At 36.2% G+C, this 15,997-nt stretch carries 16 protein-coding genes; 6 read left to right on the forward strand and 10 right to left on the reverse strand.

What is annotated here, in order from left to right; all coding sequences use genetic code 11:
* The first annotated feature begins 160 nt into the window (after positions 1 to 160).
* Positions 161 to 769, forward strand: coding sequence for a 3-isopropylmalate dehydratase small subunit (gene leuD, locus ACL9RH_RS05385; RefSeq protein WP_422692313.1), 609 nt, complete (start codon positions 161 to 163; stop codon positions 767 to 769).
* Complete coding sequence (gene leuB, locus ACL9RH_RS05390; RefSeq protein WP_422692314.1) at positions 750 to 1,874, forward strand: 3-isopropylmalate dehydrogenase; 1,125 nt, start codon at positions 750 to 752, stop codon at positions 1,872 to 1,874. Before leuD ends, leuB begins: the two co-directional genes overlap by 20 nt.
* 94 nt (positions 1,875 to 1,968) lie before the next feature.
* Here leuB and ACL9RH_RS05395 read toward each other — a convergent pair whose 3' ends face one another.
* From ACL9RH_RS05395 to ACL9RH_RS05440, 10 genes are all read right to left on the reverse strand, one after another.
* Positions 1,969 to 2,157 carry a hypothetical protein gene (locus ACL9RH_RS05395; RefSeq protein ID WP_422692315.1) on the reverse strand — a complete coding sequence of 63 codons (189 nt, stop codon included), beginning with the start codon at positions 2,155 to 2,157 and terminating at the stop codon, positions 1,969 to 1,971.
* 83 nt (positions 2,158 to 2,240) lie between these two features.
* Positions 2,241 to 2,846 (reverse strand): DUF4230 domain-containing protein, encoded by a 606-nt coding sequence (locus ACL9RH_RS05400; RefSeq protein ID WP_422692316.1) that lies wholly within the window; start codon positions 2,844 to 2,846, stop codon positions 2,241 to 2,243.
* Between the two features lie 3 nt (positions 2,847 to 2,849).
* Positions 2,850 to 3,413, reverse strand: coding sequence for a TlpA family protein disulfide reductase (locus tag ACL9RH_RS05405; RefSeq protein ID WP_422692317.1), 564 nt, complete (start codon positions 3,411 to 3,413; stop codon positions 2,850 to 2,852).
* 6 nt (positions 3,414 to 3,419) lie between these two features.
* Positions 3,420 to 3,887: a nucleoside triphosphate pyrophosphohydrolase family protein gene (locus ACL9RH_RS05410; RefSeq protein WP_103292548.1), complete on the reverse strand. Its 468-nt coding sequence runs from the start codon at positions 3,885 to 3,887 to the stop codon at positions 3,420 to 3,422.
* A gap of 98 nt (positions 3,888 to 3,985) precedes the next feature.
* Positions 3,986 to 4,723, reverse strand: coding sequence for an energy transducer TonB (locus ACL9RH_RS05415; protein ID WP_422692318.1), 738 nt, complete (start codon positions 4,721 to 4,723; stop codon positions 3,986 to 3,988).
* A 115-nt stretch (positions 4,724 to 4,838) separates the two neighbouring features.
* Positions 4,839 to 5,249, reverse strand: a complete 411-nt coding sequence (locus ACL9RH_RS05420) for a hypothetical protein (protein ID WP_422692319.1) — start codon at positions 5,247 to 5,249, stop codon at positions 4,839 to 4,841.
* An 11-nt stretch (positions 5,250 to 5,260) separates the two neighbouring features.
* On the reverse strand, positions 5,261 to 5,977 hold the full coding sequence (locus ACL9RH_RS05425; protein WP_422692320.1) for a hypothetical protein: 717 nt from the start codon (positions 5,975 to 5,977) through the stop codon (positions 5,261 to 5,263).
* Positions 5,978 to 6,562: 585 nt separating this feature from the next.
* The gene (locus ACL9RH_RS05430; protein WP_422692321.1) at positions 6,563 to 9,496 is read right to left on the reverse strand and encodes a reprolysin-like metallopeptidase; all 2,934 of its coding nucleotides are present in this window, start codon (positions 9,494 to 9,496) and stop codon (positions 6,563 to 6,565) included.
* Positions 9,497 to 9,702: 206 nt separating this feature from the next.
* Entirely contained in the window at positions 9,703 to 10,200 is a 498-nt protein-coding gene (locus tag ACL9RH_RS05435; protein ID WP_422692322.1) for a DinB family protein, read from the reverse strand.
* Positions 10,201 to 10,225: 25 nt separating this feature from the next.
* Positions 10,226 to 11,365 carry an acyl-CoA dehydrogenase family protein gene (locus ACL9RH_RS05440; RefSeq protein WP_422692323.1) on the reverse strand — a complete coding sequence of 380 codons (1,140 nt, stop codon included), beginning with the start codon at positions 11,363 to 11,365 and terminating at the stop codon, positions 10,226 to 10,228.
* 192 nt (positions 11,366 to 11,557) lie between these two features.
* Here ACL9RH_RS05440 and ACL9RH_RS05445 point away from each other — a divergent pair, with 192 nt between their 5' ends.
* The 4 genes from ACL9RH_RS05445 to purC all read left to right on the forward strand — a co-directional run bounded on the left by ACL9RH_RS05445 (position 11,558) and on the right by purC (position 15,927).
* A complete protein-coding gene (locus ACL9RH_RS05445; protein WP_422692324.1) occupies positions 11,558 to 13,432 on the forward strand; it encodes an endonuclease in 1,875 nt (624 codons plus the stop codon).
* 432 nt (positions 13,433 to 13,864) lie between these two features.
* Positions 13,865 to 14,470, forward strand: coding sequence for a SatD family protein (locus tag ACL9RH_RS05450; RefSeq protein WP_422692325.1), 606 nt, complete (start codon positions 13,865 to 13,867; stop codon positions 14,468 to 14,470).
* A 2-nt stretch (positions 14,471 to 14,472) separates the two neighbouring features.
* Positions 14,473 to 15,168 carry a DUF3307 domain-containing protein gene (locus ACL9RH_RS05455; protein ID WP_422692326.1) on the forward strand — a complete coding sequence of 232 codons (696 nt, stop codon included), beginning with the start codon at positions 14,473 to 14,475 and terminating at the stop codon, positions 15,166 to 15,168.
* Positions 15,169 to 15,204: 36 nt separating this feature from the next.
* Positions 15,205 to 15,927 (forward strand): phosphoribosylaminoimidazolesuccinocarboxamide synthase, encoded by a 723-nt coding sequence (purC, locus tag ACL9RH_RS05460; protein WP_422692327.1) that lies wholly within the window; start codon positions 15,205 to 15,207, stop codon positions 15,925 to 15,927.
* Positions 15,928 to 15,997: the final 70 nt, after the last annotated feature.

Genomic DNA, 15,997 nt, shown 5'->3' on the forward strand with positions numbered 1-15,997 from the left:
GTTCCATTTGCTTGCCAAAAAGAGCCTTACGCTTTTTGAAGATTTTTTTGATTTTAATTCTTATGTGAACTTCTTATATGAAGTCTTTTATATCTCTTAAAATAAATTGAAATCTCTTTTGTGTCCTTTTGTGGTTCTAAGTCCAAATAATATAAAATACATGCAAAAATTAGTTGTTATAAAATCCAGTGCAGTTCCACTGCCTGCAGAAAATATAGATACGGACCAGATCATTCCGGCAAGATTTTTAAAAAGTATAGACAGAAAAGGCTTTGGAGAGAATCTATTCAGAGACTGGAGGTTCAATATCCACACGGGAGAACCTAATCCTGATTTTGTTCTCAATAACCCGAAATTCAAAGGAGAAATTTTGGTAGCCGGTAATAATTTCGGTTGTGGAAGCAGTAGAGAGCATGCAGCATGGTCTTTAACAGACTATGGTTTTAAAGTAATTGTTTCCAGTTATTTTGCTGATATTTTTAAAGGAAACGCTTTAAACAATGGGCTGCTTCCTGTAGAAGTTTCTGAAGAATTTTTAAAAGAAATTTTAGAAGGAATTAATGAAAATCCTGATAGCGAAATTGCTATTGATGTAGAGCTACAATCCATTAGTTTTAGAGATACTACTGAAACTTTTGAGATTGATTCCTATAAAAAAATATGCCTTTTAAATGGGTATGATGATATTGATTTTCTAATCAGTAGAAAACAGGCGATTACAGAGTTTGAACAAAAAACACAAAAAGCAAATGAGCGACAATTATTTTAACATTGCAGTTCTTCCAGGAGACGGAATAGGTCCGGAAATCATTGGTGAAAGCATCAAAATATTAGATGCAATTGCAGAGGCTTTTCAATACAAATTTCATTTTGAATATGGATTGATAGGCGCAGATGCTATTTTTAAAACAGGGAACCCTTTACCTGACGAAACGTTAAAAATTTGTAAGGAGTCTGATGCGGTTCTTTTCGGGGCGATTGGTGATCCTTCATTTGACAACAATCCGGAAGCGAAAGTAAGACCGGAACAAGGACTTTTGAAACTTCGTAAGGAGCTGGGATTGTTTGCCAATATCCGTCCTTTAAAGACTTATGCCTCATTAATTGAAAAAAGCCCGCTTAAAAGAGAGATTATTGAAGGGGCTGATATCCAAATTTTCAGAGAATTGGTAAGCGGGATCTATTTCGGGGAAAAGTATACTGATCCTGATGGTGAATATGCTTATGATATCTGTAAATACAGCAGAGAAGATATCATTCCGATTGCTCATATGGCATTTCAGGAAGCACAAAAAAGAAATAAAAAACTTACCCTTATTGATAAGGCAAATGTGTTGGATACTTCCAGACTTTGGAGAAAAATCTGTCAGGAAATAGCTCCTGAATATCCTGAAGTACAGCTGGATTATATGTTTGTAGATAACGCAGCCATGCAGCTGATCCTTAATCCTAAGCAGTTTGATGTTATTTTGACAGAGAATATGTTTGGAGATATTATTTCTGATGAAGCAAGTGTTATCGGTGGTTCTATCGGGTTGCTTCCTTCAGCGTCTGTTGGAGATAAAAATGCTTTGTTTGAACCTATTCATGGATCTTACCCACAGGCAAAAGGGAAAGGAATTGCAAATCCTATTGCTTCTATCCTAAGTGTGGCTATGATGTTGGATCATCTTAATCTGCAGTCGGCAGCAAGTAAGCTAAGGCAGTCTGTAGAACACGCTATCGAGAATAAATATGTAACAATAGATCTTAACACAAAGCAATATTACAGTACCAGTGAAGTAGGAAGTTTTATTGCCGATCATATCAGATATTCCGAAAAGTCTTATTACAATTTTGAAAATGTAAAAATCGGAAAATCAACCATTGTATAGAAACAAAAAGTTCAATTAGATAGTTAGAAGAAAGGTTCCGCCTCGTATGAGACGGAACCTTTCTGTTTTTTTCTAAATAAGAAAGCTTTATGCCTTATTTATTTTTAGTATTATCCGTTTTTCCTGATTTGTTTTTGGAAGCTTTTTGAATATCTTCTTTATCAATATCAGGCGGGTTGGTCTTTTTTGATGAAGCAGGAATATCCTGGAAATCCTGATTCTGCTTTTTAGTTTCTGCAGTGTTGGCAGATTCTTTCTTTTTGCTATTTCCGTTTGCATCCATAACTTTAAGTTTTTAATATCAAGAATATGGATAATATCATTCAAAGTGTTTGCCAAAAACGGATTGATCAGAATTTATTCTTCTTATAGCCCTAAAATACCAATTTTCCCGGTTTTATCCTCAATGGTATAATTTAAAGCTTTAGCTAAAACGAAAATATTATTAAGATTTTCCATTAGTTGCTTACGGCCTTCGCTTCTCAACTGGTTCTGATCAATAGATTTCACAGCCGTTTCCTTTGCTTTTTCGGTTACGCCCTTAATATCTTTTTCAGTAATTCTATTGAAAAACGAATCGTCCAGTGACTGTATTTCAACACTTGGAGTGATTCTTATGTCTGCATCAGGAAGTTCGGTAATCACCAGCTTTTTGTTGATGGAATCTACCTCAATCTTCATTTTATTAAGATCATAAGAAACCTGAGCGTTGGTTTTGGTGTATGTAATAATACTATTGCTTGAAACTTCTTTTCCAAATACTTCATAACCCATCTTGGTTTTCTGCATGCTGGAAGTGTTCTGTTCCATTACTACCATCTTATTCATCTTGGAGATCTGGTTGGTCAGAATATAATAATCCGACTGCTCCGTTTTTCCACCAAGGTTCAGGCAGGATTTCAATCCGAAAAACAGAAGTACCATTACTCCGGCTCCGGCAACAAAGGATAAGATTGTTTTATTATTTCTCAAAATCTATTTAAAAATTTCTTTGATAACTGATGAATCATTTTTTTTCAAAATTTCTGCCAAATCTCTTTCAATATAGCCGGAAGTAGGCATTTCTACAATTCTTCCCACTTCTTTTCCGTATCTTTTAAGAATGATTGTCGGAACCTTCTGTATATTGTAAAGGCTTTCTTCTCCTGAAGGTGACTCTTTTTTACGGTTCACAGCAATAATAGTAAGTTTGCTGTCCGGATAGTTCGTGGCTTCAAGAATTTTCATTAATCTTGGAAAATCTCTGTGACTGTCTTCACACCATGTTCCCATAAAAACGATAACATCATAAGACCCGATCTTTTCTTTTTTCAGCTCGCTTACAGCTTTTTGATCAAGTGCGTATTCATCATGTTCCTTTACGTACCAATCTGCATAAGGAGCTTTTAAAAATTGTTCTTTCAGTTGGTGTCCCAAAAGCATTTTGCCATCTTTCTGAGTGTCTACCTCGCGGTTTACTACCACTTTCTGTGCGCTCAACTGCTGGGTGGCGAAAAAAATGCTTGAAAAGGCAACAAGATTTGTAATAAATTTCTTCATATTGTATTATTTCTCAATAATTGATTTTAAATCAGCAGGAGAATAGTATTTGTTTTTCAATACTTTATGATCGGCCTGTCTGTATACATTAAATTTTTCACCAGACTTTTCATAAAAAGATTCTACTTCTTTTTCTTTGTAAAATTCAACTGTTTCTTTTGCCTGATCTTCATTATCACATGCCTTCGACATATTAGAACGCTGAACTTCGTTGAATAACTCTACAAATTTATTGCCAAGTCCGAATTCAAGTACCGCGCCACTCAAAACATATTGCAAATCGCAAAGTGCATCAGCAATTTCTACGATATTATTGTCTGCAATGGCTTGTTTTAATTCGTTTAATTCTTCCTGAAGAAGCTCTACTCTAAGATTACATCTTTCTGGAGAAGGAATTTGTGGGGTATCTAAAATAGGGGCTTTGAAAGTAGTATGGAATTCTGCTACTTGGTTCAGACTATCAATTTTATCCATGAAATTTTTTATTTCCTACAAAGATAGAAAAGGATTTGTAAAATGGGAAATGTACAGAAACAAAATACACCGTTAAAAAGGATAGGCTATAAAGCGTTTTAATCTAAATTCCTAGTTGCAAAATTGAAAGGCATTCTGAATTTGGTGCTTACAGGTTTTCCTTTAATTTTTGCAGGGCTCCATTTCGGTTTAATTTTTTTTATTGCAGATTTTATATCTTCAAAAAAGCGGTCACTATTTTCTACTTTAGGTTCAATATCTACATCAGAGATCGCACCTTCAGGGTCTATAATAAAAGAAATAATAAATTTTCCTTTGGCTTTATAAGATTCTGTGTCCTGATAATTTTCAAGTTCTTTTTTGATTTCTTTTCTTAATTCGGACATACCTCCAGTCAGCATAGGGTACTGATATAGTTTTGATAAGTCGTAATCGGATCTGTAATTTTGAAAAAAGTCCTGTGGAAAAAACGGAAAGTCATAATAAGCAATAACTTTTTCTCCATTTTCTTCTGCCGGTTGCCAATCTTTTAGATTTCCCAAAGATTTAACTGCGAGATTAAAAGCGCATTTATTTTTTTCAATACGACTGTCATCGCTTTTTTTCTTGACTAAAGATGGTTTACCATTTTCATCAATTTTTAAGGCAACAAAATACATTTCATCCTTATCGCAGGGTTTTGCTCCGCTTTTTAAAAAATAATCTTGTATATCTGAAGCCATTTTAACGGTACCTCCTTTGTAAGGTGATTGTCCGTCAGGATATTGAGCAAGTGTTTTTTGTGAAAATGCTGATTCAAAACACAGCATAGAAAGAAATAAGGTTATTTTCTTCATTGTTAAACGTGCTTTCACGGTTGTTGATCGTGTTATTAATTTTATTGCTAAAGTAAGAAAAAAGTCCACAAATTCTAAATTGTGGACTTTTAATATAAGGTAAAAAGTATTCCAATTACTCGTACTTCCAGATTCCGGAAATGGTCAGTACCGTTAATCCCGGTTGTTTTTCTCCATAGCTGAATACGCAGAAATAGTGGGAATAACAGGAAGAGCAGTCGATGCCAAAATATAAAGTAGGTAAATTATTCACCGTCAACTCTCCAAAATGAGACATTCCTTGGGAGGTTCTGTTGACTATTTTCTGTTCCAATAATATGCTTCCAGATACTACTTTATCTTCATGATAGACCTGGGAAATTGGAAATCCTGACTGATAGGGAATTATTTCAATTGTATTTTCATGATGACAGTCACAGCACGTAAAAGTGGTGTTGGCAAAAGGACTCGTTTCGTTATTGATAAAAGAATTTTTGCCGACGATAGCTTTTTTAACAAGGGTTATTTTTCTTGAAATTGAATACATTTGAATACAATTTATGGCTGAATTACAGTGCCTACTAAGTTAGGATATTTTCCGCTTGGACTTTTCTTAATAGTAACTTTTATATAACCTTCTTCTGCCAGTTTGTTCCATGTTTTCTGGTAACCGGTATTGATGTCGATAGGAATTTTCCACATGGTTTGTTTCCCTTTTCCTGTCTGGTTGAACCAAGGGATGATATCTGCTGTTTGAGTTTTGAACTGCATTGCATTGTTCAAAACATCAATCTCATAGTAGAAATCGTATTTATCTTCTGACTGATTGAGAGCTCTTTGTGTGAAAGTATACACATATCCATTGATAATAGGGCTTGTGAAGCTTCCTCCCAAAGTAGGTACGCCTGTTCCGTTATAATTACCAACAGCTCCGCTGTATCTGTCGAATTTTTGTCCGGCTTGTAAAGGAACATCATCAACAATGTTATAGCCGCCGTTTGCTGGTGGCCAATTACCATTCAGATTATTAGCTTTGAAAAGTGCTTCTAGCTCACTCCATTTCCCCTGTTTGTATAGATCGTAAATCTGACTTCTGAGAGTAGCATTTACGGTATTTCCGGGATCATAGGTTGCTGCAAGTTCATCACCGTTTTTGTAGAATACAGTAGTGACTTCACTAGGTGGATTGCTGATTTCCTCTTCTCTGTCTGAGCTACACGCTACCGAAAGGGAAGCGATGGTTAATACAAAAAAGTACTTAAATAGATGTTTCATATAAAAAAATTAAATTGTTTTCAATTCAATGAGGTATTATAGGACATCCGATTTTAGTACCTTTTATGAAACACGATTCTTGGGATAGTTGATCAGTACTGCTTTTGTGAAAAAAGGCGTATTGATTTTTTGATTTCCCATCAGTAAGATTCAGGGAAATTCAATCAATAAAGACATAAAAGGTCATCCATCGTAGAAAGTGATTTCTGTGCCTTTAATACCAGCTGAGTAAACAGTACAATATGGGTGAATATTGAGTGATAAAAATAAATTAAAAATATTAAATATCAGTAAAATAATTCCATATAATTAATTATCAATGAATATAATTTCCAATAAATGAAATATTTATTAAAATAATTACTTTTTTAAAACATATCTAAAAGTGAGATATTTCGAAAGTTTAAAAAAGATAGCGTGCTAATGTTTTGATATTGTATGTCTTAATTGCAGCGGTTATCGGAAACACTTGTTTGCTATTTTTTGAAATATTTTAAAGTACCCTTTCTCAAATTGATTATAAAAAAACAAGGCAGTCTCTTTCTGAGACTGCCTTGTTATCGCATCGTTTAATTTTAAAGGGAATTAGTTTTTAATGAATCTCTTGGAGTTTTCACCGATCTGTATCATATAAGCTCCTTTAATAAGACCGCTTACATTTACAGAACCTCTCTGAAGTTTTCCTGAGTCAATTAGTTTTCCACCCATATCGAAGATCTTATAATCTTCTGAAGTCGTATTTGAAACAGATAACATATCTTTCACTGGGTTAGGGTAAAGTTTAATATCTGTGATCAGATCTTTTGTATTAGAAAGTTCGGCCTTTCCGGAAGAAACGATATTCACTGTATAATCCTCAACCTGACCGTAAGTATAAGCTTCGCAAGATGAAGTAGGAATTGAGCTGTATTTCATCATTACTCTCATTCTTGTTGAGCCTATAGTTGCTGTTGACGGAATGGTTACTGATCCTGTAACAGGCGTTGTAGTAGAACCGGCTTTAGACCATACTAGCTCACCACTGTCTGCAAAACTTCCGTTTCCGTTGTAGTCAATATACACTGCATACGCTTCACTGTAAACCGTTGAAGTCCATGAAGGCGTAATAGAGATTGTGTAAGCGTTTCCTCTCGTTACATTCGTAGATATTGATGTGAAGTTTTCATAACCTGCTGTTCCTGTTGATGTATTGTTGATGGTTCCGAATTTCACATTTCCAATTCTTTCATCAGCTGTATTGGATGCAGAAGCTGAGCAATAGGTTACTGTTCCTCCGCCTGCAAGTGTAGTTACACTTACTGTATTACTTGAAACTGAAGTATTTCCTGCAGCATCTTTTGCTTTAACGGAGAAAGAATACGTTGTAGACGGGCTCAATCCTGTCACTGTATAGGTTGTAGAAGCTGTAGAGCCAATTAATGAAGCTCCTTGATAAACATCATAGCCTGTAACGCCTACATTATCCGTAGCTCCGGACCATGAAAGGTTGGTTGTGCTAGAGGTTGTTCCAGAAGCGGCAAGGGTAGGAGCGGTAGGGGCAACAGTATCGGTTGATCCTGAACCTGCATTTACGGAAATATTGGCATTGTTTACATCAAAGAAGATATGATTGGAACCTTTTACCATAATTCTTCCTGTAGTGGTGGTAGCATTAGGAATCGTTACAGCCTGTGTTCCGTCATTAGGAGTTCCTGCCAATAGAGTTGTCCATGTATTTCCACTGTCGGTTGACCAAAGAATATCAACGTTTGCAGTATTTACACCATTTGCTGTAGTTCCAGCTACATCCCAGGTGATGGTTTGTGAACTTCCTCCTGTGTAAGTAGTTGCTGAGTTTTGAGACGTTACGGTAAATGGTCCTGCTGTAGAATTTACTGTGATTACGGCATCGTCTGAATTATTTCCTGAACCACCGGCTTTATTGTCACGTACAGTAAATCTGAAATTCAATGTTCTGGCTACTGAAGATAGTGCTTCAACAGTGATTTCTGAACCTGCTGTAGTGGTTGCACCCGCCAGCACAGAAGCCATTCTTGGGAAATATCTTACCGGAACAGTGGTTGGAGTCCATGATCTGAAGTTAGGCCCGGAAGCTTTCGTCGCACTGGCAGCAGAGCTGGCGCCTGTTTGAGAAGATGAAGCGTTATCCATCTGCTCCCAGATATAAGTTAAAGAATCTCCGTCTGCATCTGTTCCTGTTCCTGTAAGTACAAATGGAGTTCCTTTTGGAATGGTATAGTCTAAACCTGCATTTGCTGTAGGAATTGAGTTTCCGGTACTTGTGTTAACAGAGCAGGTTTTTGCTTTAATATTGTTAGTGATTTGTTGAATGCTTATCGCATGGAAAAACGCATCAGAATGAGGCTGAACATCCTGGCTGGTAATTCCTGCATATCCCATGATGGTTGATCCTGAGCCCGGTTCCATATTCGCACCTGTACCTTCATTATTCATAGAGAAAGTATGATTTCCACCGAACTGATGTCCCATTTCATGGGCTACATAATCAATGTCAAAATTATCTCCTGAAGGGATAGCGTCTGCAGGAGAAGTATATCCGCTTCCTTTGGATCCGTTGGTACAGATACAGCCGATACATCCTGCGTTTCCTCCGCCTCCTGAAGCTCCGAACAAATGTCCGATATCATAATTGGCTTCGCCAATAACTGATGTTAAGGTGCTTTGTAGCTGAGAATTCCAGCTGCTCATTCCTGAAGCGGCAGAATAAGGGTCGGTAGAAGCGTTGGTGTAGATAACAGCATCATTATTGGCGATCAGAACCATTCTTGCAGCAAAATCTTTTTCAAAAACACCGTTTACGCGGGTCATTGTATTGTTCATTGCGGCTAATGCCTGAGCTTTTGTTCCTCCGAAATAAGTAGTATATTCTCCTGTACATGATAATGCAAGTCGGAAGGTTCTTAATTTAGCATCATCGGCGTTAGGTCTTGCTGCCAGTGACGAGTTGGCAACCCCTTTTTGAGCAGCGTCTACTACCGTACATTCGAATTTGTTCAGATCATCTTTTTTATCAGACTTTCTGTATACAACATAGGTAGAAAGATCTTTAGAATAAGGCTCAATGAATACTGCAGATTTGTCTCCATAAATTTCCATTGAAGATAAACCAAGAGGAGAAACACTGAAGTAAACAGTAGAATTTGGATCATCAAGGCCTTGGCCTACATAAGATTTGATCTCCGGAAATTTCGCGGCCAGTTCCGGTGCGAAGTTAGAATTTTCCCTTACTTTGAAATTTTCCATTTTTCCTTCAGAATTCGGGAAAGAAATGATAATTTCTGATTTTTCGCCGGCTGCCAGTCTCTTAGGAGCTTTTGCCAGAACATTTTTTAATCCTTCAATATTTAGGTTGTAAACCTTAGGATTAGCAATGCCTGACTTGTTTTCAAAGATCTCTGATGGAGATTTTCTGGAGCCTTCAGACCATAGACGATCAGTCTGAGCGAAAGAAATGCCACTCATAAGAAGCATTCCGATCAGGGTTAGTTGTTTTTTCATATTAAATATAGATTTTGATTGTGGAATATCAAAGCTAATAAAAAATATGTTATTGAAAATAAAATTTTTTAAGAAAATTTTAGACTATCTGTTTAATGTATTATGTAATGCATTAGGTATAATTGAAAAGGCCTTTCTTTAAAAGAAAAATGACACATACCGAAGTATATGTCATTCTTTTTGACTTGATATAATGTTATATATAATTACATATTATCATCAGCAGTAGGTCCATAAAGTCCCGGAACTTTGTTTCCTGTTGATCTTAAATAAACAACCAGTTCCCCTCTGTGATGGTACAAGTGATTGTATAGAAAAGCTCTTACTACCTGAACTTTTGGCATTGGAGGGAAGAGAACATTACCGTTCATTTCCATTTTCCATTCGTTAAAATAATTGTTTTCATCAGAAGTCTCAAGAGCTTTTTGAGCTTTCGCTACATTTTCTTCAAACCTGGCAACAATATTTTCTGCTTTGGAAATATCTCCTTTGTCATACTGATAAGCACCCATATCAAAAACATCCTGATTAAAAGTGGCGTCATACCAGTTATAAACTTCTGCAATGTGAGAAGCTAACTGACCTGTAGTCCAGTTTTTTTCAGACGGTTTCCAATCTAAAGCACTGTCGGGAATTGCTTTTAAAATTTTTCTTGTGTTTTCTGCTTCATGCAGAAACTCACCTAATAAGGCTTGTTTAATCATTTGTGTATGTTTTAAAAAATTGAATTTATTTTGTAATATCTCTTCCGATTACCAGTCTCTGGATTTCAGAAGTTCCTTCACCAATTGTACAAAGTTTTGAATCTCTGTAATATTTTTCAGCAGGGAAATCTTTTGTATATCCGTATCCACCGAAGATTTGAACGGCATTGTTAGCAATTCTTACACATGCTTCAGAAGCATATAGTTTTGCCATGGCGCCTTCTTTTGTCATTTTCTGCTTCGCATTTTTCAGGGTAGAAGCTCTTTGGATAAGAAGTTCTGCGGCATCAATTTCTGTAGCCATATCAGCCAGCATAAAGTTGATCGCCTGGAATTCAGAGATCGATTTTCCAAACTGCTGTCTTTCTTTAGCATATTTTAAAGCTGCTTTATAAGCTCCTCTTGCTGTACCTAAACTTAAAGCTGCAATAGAAATTCTACCACCATCCAAAATTTTCATGGCCTGTTTAAAACCTTCACCTACTTCTCCAAGACGGTGAGAATCTGGCACACGTACATTGTCAAAAATAAGTTCTGCGGTTTCTGAAGCACGCATTCCTAATTTGTTTTCTTTTTTTCCTGAAGAGAAGCCAGGCATTCCTTTTTCTAAAACGAAAGCTGTAGAATTATTTTTGGCTCCTTTTTCCCCAGTTCTTGTCATTACCACGGCAATATCTCCGGAAATTGCGTGAGTGATGAAATTTTTCGCACCGTTGATGATCCAGTCGTCACCATCTTTTACTGCAGTAGTAGACATTCCTCCTGAGTCTGAACCTGTATTGTGTTCTGTAAGCCCCCAAGCTCCGATTACTTTTCCGGTAGCCAACTGAGGAAGCCACTTGTTTCTCTGCTCTTCGTTACCAAATTCATAAATGTGGTTGGTACAAAGTGAATTGTGTGCTGCTACAGAAAGACCGATAGAAGGGTCTACCTGAGAAATTTCGTCAAGAATGGTAACATATTCATGATATCCTAAACCGGAACCTCCATATTGCTCAGGAACTACAACTCCCATAAAGCCCATTTCACCCAACTGGTGGAAAAGTTCTTTAGGGAACGTCTGGCTCTCATCCCATTCCATAATATTCGGACGGATATTCTTCTCTGCAAATTCTCTAGCTGTCTCCGCTATCATTTTGATGTTGTCAATAGTCTCTGTGTTCATATAGATAATAGTTAGTTCCCAAAGATAACCAAATTGATGGAATGCTAAAAAAAATTATTACATTCATAGTATTTCAGGGTGAATGCGTTTAATTTTCAATTTTTTATATTTTTATAATTAATGTTTTGTTAATAAAATTTTCATCGTTGAACGGTTTTTATTTTACTATTTTAGTCGCCCAATTTTTAAGGCATGAAAAAAATTCTACTTCCTATTATTTTAATTTCCTCTTATATTTCTGCGCAAGTTCCTGCCGGATATTATAACGGAACAGCTGGATTGACAGGTTATGCTCTGAAATCTAAACTGCATGACATCATTTCAGAAAAGAATGTAAACTGGAATTACAGTGATCTTCAGGATTATTATAATCAGACAGATTTGGATATTTATTATGATCATAATACCAGCAATACCACTTTGCTTCTGGATATTTATTCTGAGATCCCAAGCGGACCAGATGCTTATGAATATACCAGCCAACAGATGATTGGAAGTGCTTCTGCAGAAGGGCAGGGCTGGAACAGAGAGCACATGATGCCTCAAAGTACTTTCTACAGTAATTATCCTATGTATTCGGATCTGTTTTATGTAATTCCTACAGATGCAAGAATCAACCAGTTGAGAAGTAATTACCCTTATGGTATTTCTACGACAACTCCTTCTAACATCTACTATAATTTTACCAATACCTCTAAGATCGGTAAAAGTGCTATCCCTAACTGGGTGTATACAGGGCGTGTTTATGAACCTATTGACGAGTTTAAAGGAGATGTGGCTAGAAGTTTATTGTATTTCGCGGTAAGATATGAAGGTAAATTAGGTACCTTCAATTATAATAACAATGCTAATCCTGCTTCTGATACCAACCCATTGGATGGAACGGAAGAAAGAGCATTTGAACCTGCTTATATAGCTATGCTTTTGCAATGGCATCAGCAGGATCCGGTTTCGCAAAGAGAAATTGACAGGAATAATAAGGTGTATGCTCTTCAGAAAAACAGAAATCCATTTATAGATAATCCAGGGTGGGTTAATATAATCTGGGGACAAACGGCTGATGCAGTAGCTCCGCAAACTCCTTCCAATTTGATTACTACACAGAATAGCGCTTATTTTACAACATTAAGCTGGGGTGCTAGTTCGGATGCAGATGTTATTGGATATCAGGTTTTTCAGAATGGAACTTTAGTGGCAACTACTAAAAATACGTCTATCAGTATCGATCATCTTACCCCGTCTACAACCTATAATTTTACTGTAAAAGCATACGATAGCGGTTATTTGCTTTCTCCTGACAGCAATATAGTACCTGTTACTACCTTAGCTTCTGACGTATATGCAAAAGATCTTTATGTTTCTAAGTATTTAAAAGGATCTTCTAATAATAAAGGAATTGAGATTACAAATAAAACTGGTCACCCAGTGAATCTTAGCGATTACAGGCTGTCTATTCAGTTCCCAAGCGGTGGTAATTACTATTTCCCTGCACCTTATGAATTGGAAGGAACTGTTCAGAATAATGAATCCTTTGTTATTCTAAACCCTGGAGCCAATTTTTCATGCTATACAATAAATCAGGCAAAATTTGTGACTGCTGCTCCTCAGATGACCTTTACCGGAAGTCAATATCTTGAACTGAGATATAAGTCTACGACCATTGATGCGATTGGTGCGAAAAGTCAGAGCAATACTTCTACCTTAAGCAATGTTTCTTTATATAGAAAAGGATCTGTAAACCAGCCGAATAGTACTTTTGATATCAATGAGTGGGATTCTTACGCATCCAATTATTGTCAGGACCTTGGAGGTGTATTGTCTACCAGAGAACTGGTTGCTGCTAACAATGGGTTTACTATTTATCCAAATCCGGTGTATGATAACCTTTACGTAAACGGAGCAACAGAAAAAGTAACAACAGCTCAAATTATAGATGTTTCAGGAAAGGTAATTTATACTGAAAAAGATCCTTTCAAGAATAAAAAAAATATATCAGTACAAGGAATTCCTACCGGAATGTACTTCTTAAAACTTGATGAGAAAACCCACCCGTTTATAAAAAAATAAATGTTCCTAAGAATTTAAACACTATTGTTTCGATGAGAAACCCAACCTCACAGATTTTAAAAATCTGTGAGGTTTATTTTTTTTAACATAATTTCTCAATGTATAAAAGAAATATATAGTATGATTATTATAGCCCTGATAGCAGCGGTTACCCCGCAACAGAAGAGAAAAAGGAGAGAAGTGAGGAGTATGGGTGGATAGCAGGAACAGCTTCTCATCTTAAAAAAGTGAAAAAAGTAGAGTTAAAGTAAATATTGTTATAAAATTTTCATTCATTTTCTATCATTTCGTTATTTTTTTAGTTTTCTATAAAGTCCTAAAAGCCTTATATTTACTGGATGATTGATATAAGCAGATTCACTAATAATCAATATCTATAAGGGTTTTTGCTTATATTTTTTATTTATAAGTAATTATGCTTATATTTGCAGTATGATAGCGGTCATTACCGGTGATATTATAAATTCACAACATTCGGATACTGAAGTTTGGATTACCAAGCTTAAAAATCTTCTCGAAACCTGGGGAAGCGCTCCCGGCACATGGGAAATCTACAGGGGAGACGAGTTTCAGTTCAAGTGTAGTATTGATGCTGTCTTCTGGCACTTCCTAGCCATAAAATCTCTTATTAAAAGTCAAGAAAATCTGGACGTAAGAATCGCCATAGGAATCGGTGAAGAAAGTTTTTCTTCTGAAAAAATCACAGAATCTAACGGAACAGCTTACGTCAACTCAGGCAGACTGTTGAATGACCTTAAAAATGACGGTCACACTGTTGCCATCAAAACTTCCAGCGACTCGGTAGACAGAGATCTGAATATTCTGCTGAAGTGGTCATCAAAAGATTTTGATAACTGGACGATGGCTACATCGGAGATTATTCATGAGATGATTATGAATCAGGATATTACCCAGGAAGATCTTGCCAAGAGATTTGCTATTTCACAGTCCTCTATCAGCCAGAGACTGAAACGAGCCAACTATGAGCTCATCGTGGAAACCAACCAGTATTTCAGAAAGAAAATCTCAGAATTATAAGCATGATCTTTATCAAACTCATATTGGCACATCTACTCGGAGATTTTATACTTCAGCCAAATTCATGGGTTGCAGATAAGGAAAACCATATACTGAAAAGTAAGTTTTTATATCTTCACATTCTGATTCACATTGTTTTAAGTCTTATTTTTCTTTGGGACATAGAACTTTGGTGGGTAGCTGTGTTGGTAGGAATTACCCACTTCATTATTGATGCTGCGAAACTGAGTTTCCAAAATGTAAAAACTAAGAAAAAATGGTTTTTCATCGATCAGTTGCTTCATGTTCTTGTCATAGCCGGAGTTTCTTTTTATTTCAAAGAATTCAGCTTCGGATTTTTACAGGATCAGGAATTTTTGAAAATACTGATGGCAGTTTTGTTTCTTACAACACCTGCTTCTATTATTATCAAAATTCTATTGTCATCATGGACGCCCGCTCCGGATGGCCCTAATGCTATTCAAACCGAATCTTTAACAAGTGCCGGAAAATATATCGGAATTTTAGAACGCCTGCTGGTTTTCACTTTTATAACGGTGAATCATTGGGAAGGCGTAGGTTTCATGGTGGCTGCAAAATCTGTTTTCAGGTTCAGCGACCTTGCACAAGCAAAACAGAGAAAACTTACAGAATATGTACTGGTAGGTACGCTTTTGAGTTTTGGGCTGGCTGCCTTAACAGGAATAATAATAAAATAAATCAATAAATCTAACTACAATTTAGAAAGTAAAATTATGAGTCAAAAGAAAGAAATGTTGTACGAGGGTAAAGCGAAACAGGTATTTGCTACCGATAATCCAGATGAAGTAGTAGTACGTTTCAAAGACGATGCTACAGCATTTAACGCTCAAAAGAAAGGTCAGGTAGATCTTAAAGGAGAGATGAATAACGCTATTACAACTCTTATCTTTGAATATTTAAATGAAAAAGGAATTAAAACTCACTTCATCAAACAATTGGATGAAAGAGAGCAGTTGGTAAAAAAAGTATCTATTATTCCTTTAGAAATGGTGGTAAGAAACTATTCTGCGGGAAGCATGGCACAAAGATTAGGGGTTGAAGAAGGGATCAAATCTCCGGTAACTATTTTCGATATCTGCTACAAAAAAGATGAATTGGGAGATCCGCTTATCAACGATCACCACGCTGTTTTCTTAGGTGCAGCTACTTATGAAGAGCTTGATGAAATGTATGAGCTTACTTCAGATATCAACGAGATCCTTATCGACTTGTTCGACAAAATCAACATTATCCTTGTAGATTTCAAAATTGAATTGGGTAAAACTTCGACAGGTGAGATCATCCTTGCAGACGAAATCTCTCCAGACACTTGCAGACTTTGGGATAAAGATACAATGAAGAAGCTAGACAAAGACAGATTCAGAAGAGATCTTGGAGAAGTAACGGAAGCTTACGTAGAAATCTATAACCGTCTGAAAAATCTTTTACAGAAATAAGATTTCAGATACCGGATTTCAGATGTTAATACAGAAAATACTTTGTTCGTTAAAACAAAATTAAAATTTG

This window comes from Chryseobacterium sp. Mn2064, assembly GCF_049319685.1.
In the GTDB taxonomy this organism is placed as follows: Bacteria; Bacteroidota; Bacteroidia; order Flavobacteriales; family Weeksellaceae; genus Chryseobacterium.